2 protein-coding genes are annotated in these 2,761 nt (G+C 67.1%); one reads left to right on the forward strand and one right to left on the reverse strand.

Going from position 1 to position 2,761, the window contains the following annotated elements; translation table 11 throughout:
- Positions 1 to 110 precede the first annotated feature (110 nt).
- On the forward strand, positions 111 to 1,028 hold the full coding sequence (locus DBR20_RS09910; RefSeq protein ID WP_025874316.1) for a M14 family metallocarboxypeptidase: 918 nt from the start codon (positions 111 to 113) through the stop codon (positions 1,026 to 1,028).
- 124 nt (positions 1,029 to 1,152) lie between these two features.
- On the opposite strand, the gene DBR20_RS09915 is transcribed toward DBR20_RS09910, so the two are convergent.
- Positions 1,153 to 2,761: autotransporter outer membrane beta-barrel domain-containing protein (locus DBR20_RS09915; protein ID WP_181393061.1), on the reverse strand; the 1,609-nt coding region annotated here is incomplete at its 5' end.

Consider the following 2,761-nt stretch of genomic DNA (forward strand, 5'->3'; position numbering starts at 1 on the left):
AACCAGATGAGGGCGGCCGTATGAAGGCGGGGTGCGGGGGCAGCAACGATCGGGCCACAGGGCTTAAAATGGTCGGCTGTACCACCGCACCCCGACTTCTGGAGCTTGAGATGACCGTTGCGCAGTTCTACCCGATCGGCACCCCCGGACAGCCCTGGGGCGACGCCGAACGCGCGCAGTGGCGGGCCCGCCAGCAGCGGCAGCGCAGCTACCACGAGGACGTGGTGACCGCGCTGGAGCGGCTGGACGAGCGCTTCGACGTGGTCCAGTACGGCCAGCTTGACTACGCCCCGGACCACTACCCGCTGTTTGCGGTGGTGAACCACGACTGGAACCCGGCCCTGCCCACCGCGCTGGTCACCGGCGGCGTGCATGGCTACGAAACCAGCGGCGTGCACGGCGCCCTGCAGTTCCTGGAACAGCACGCCGAGCGTTACCTGGGCCGCTTCAACCTGATCGTGGCCCCGTGCGTGAGCCCGTGGGGCTACGAGCGCATCCAGCGCTGGAATCCCAATGCCATCGACCCCAACCGCAGTTTCCGTGACGGCGGCCTGATCGAAGAAGCCGCCTCGCTGATGCGCTGGGTGGCCGAACGCAAGGCCAACATCCGGGTCCACCTGGACCTGCACGAAACCACCGACAGCGACCTGCACGAGTTCGACCCGGCCCGTTGCGCCCGCGACGGCAAGCCGTTCGAGCGCGACACCATTCCCGATGGCTTCTATGTGATCGGCAACAGCGAAGACCCGCAGCACGAATTCCAGAAGGCGTTGATCGCTGCCGTGGCCCCGATCACCCACATTGCCCCGGCCGACGCCGAGGGCAATCTGGTGGGCATGCCGCTGCAGTCGCTGGGCGTGGTGTGGGGCGAGTCGCGTTCCATTGGTGCATGTGCCGGCTTCACCGATGCGCTGTATGCCACCACCACCGAGGTGTACCCGGACAGCCCGCGCACCAACCCGCAGGAATGCAACGACGCCCAGGTGGCAGCGGTGTGTGCGGGGTTGGATTTCGCCCTGGCCAATTGAGGGCTGTGCCGTAGCGCCGGGCCCATGCCCGGCCGACTTGATCGGCAGCAGGACCAGCCGATGCCTTCGACATGCACGACCGGCGTTGCCGGTAGGGTGGGGCGCGTCGCCGCGCCCCACGTGATCAGTACTTCTTTTCCAGGTTCAGCTGCACACCGTGGTCGGTGTCTTCGCTGCTGCCGAACAGGCCGCGGTACTCGATCCGCAGGCTGAGGTCGCGCTCGGTCTGCAGCACCGCACCCAGACCGAACACGAACCGGTTGCGCTTGAGCCCGTCGATTTCGCCGCGGTAGAACGGACCGCCCGGCAGATCGGCGTAGCCCATCGTCACCGAGCTGGCGTCCTGGAAGTCGTGCTGGTACTCGAACCGCAACTGTGGCGACAGCGTGCCGAAGCGGACCGGGAAGCGATAGTCCATGTGCACGCCCAGGCTGGCGGTGGTGGTGTCCACATCCTGGTCCTCGTAGCGCAGGGCGTAGATGGCGTCGCCGCGTTCGGTATAGCCGTTCAATGTGGCGCGGGCCAGATCCAGGCGCGCGTACGGGCTCACCGACAACCGGTCGCGCTGGTAGTCGCCACCGACCGACAGCGAGGCGAACCACTGCTTGCCGTCGCGGTCACCTTGCACCATCGCGCCATTGGCAGTCACGTAGCGGCGCGAATCGAACGACAGCAACTGATAACCCAGCAGGCCATCAACGAAGAAGTACTGGCCCGGGTGATAGCTGGCGTACGCAGCCAGGGTATAGCTCTCGCCGTGGCTGCGGGTGTCGTTGTGACCGACGTCGGTAGTGTCGCGGCCATAGCCGATACCTCCGCCGAAGGCGAATGCCTGGTTCACCCGGGTGTCGGCACCGGCACTGATGCCGCTGGTCTGGAAGTCGAAGCCGGCGCTGCCCGAGCGACCATCGCGATCACCGCTGTTGATCGAACCGCCGGTCCACAGGGTCAGGGCGCCGTTATCGCCATCGCCGCTATGTTTGCCGCGATCCCCGCCGACGGGCGCTACAGCAACGTCGTCCCTCAGCACAGATTCGTCCAGCGCGGTCACCTGGCGGCAATCGCCGCCCGGCATGCGTCGCACCTCATCCTGGCAGCGACGATCGCGGTCGACGCCGAAGCTCAGCCCGTTCTCGAAGCGCTCCCCTCTGCCAGCACCATGCAGGCCTTCCATGCGCCGCTGGAAGTTGCCGATCTGCGCAGTGGCGAAGCGACGGGTGGAAGCGGTCTGCGCGCCCAGCAGGCCCATCACTTCCGCGTCCAGGGTCGGGTCCGGTCGGCCGATTACATCAAAGTCGATGGTCGCCGGCGCTGACGTCGCGAACGTGTTGCTCAGGGTGAAGGTGGCCGTGGCGGTACCGGCGAAGGTGGCCGCCGGAGTGAAGGTCAGGCGATAGCCCGCGCTGGCACTGCTGCCGGAAGGCGCGACGGTGGCCGTGCCCGCACTGGCCGGCGACAGCGACACCAGGGTGGCCGCAGTGAACGGGCCGCCGGTGGCGTCGGTCGTGAGCTCGACCACCGCCGCAACACCCGCATTGGCACTGACCCGGCGCGAGACCGCCACAGGCACCTGGTTGATGGTGATCGTGGTGGTGATCGGAGCCGAAGCGCCATAGGCGTTGTTCAATGTGTAGACGATGCTCGCGGTGCCCGAGGCGGTGGCCAGCGGCGTGTAGGTGATGTTGGTACCGGTCACGGTCGTGGTGCCGGTCGCCGGCTGCGTAACCAGGGTC

The sequence above is a fragment of the Stenotrophomonas sp. HMWF023 genome (assembly GCF_003060985.1).
Lineage (GTDB): Bacteria > Pseudomonadota > Gammaproteobacteria > Xanthomonadales > Xanthomonadaceae > Stenotrophomonas > Stenotrophomonas lactitubi.

Coding starts and splice junctions, on each gene's coding strand:
- DBR20_RS09910 (WP_025874316.1), top strand. CDS start 111: ATGACCGTTGCGCAGTTCTACCCGATCGGCACCCCCGGACAGCCCTGG.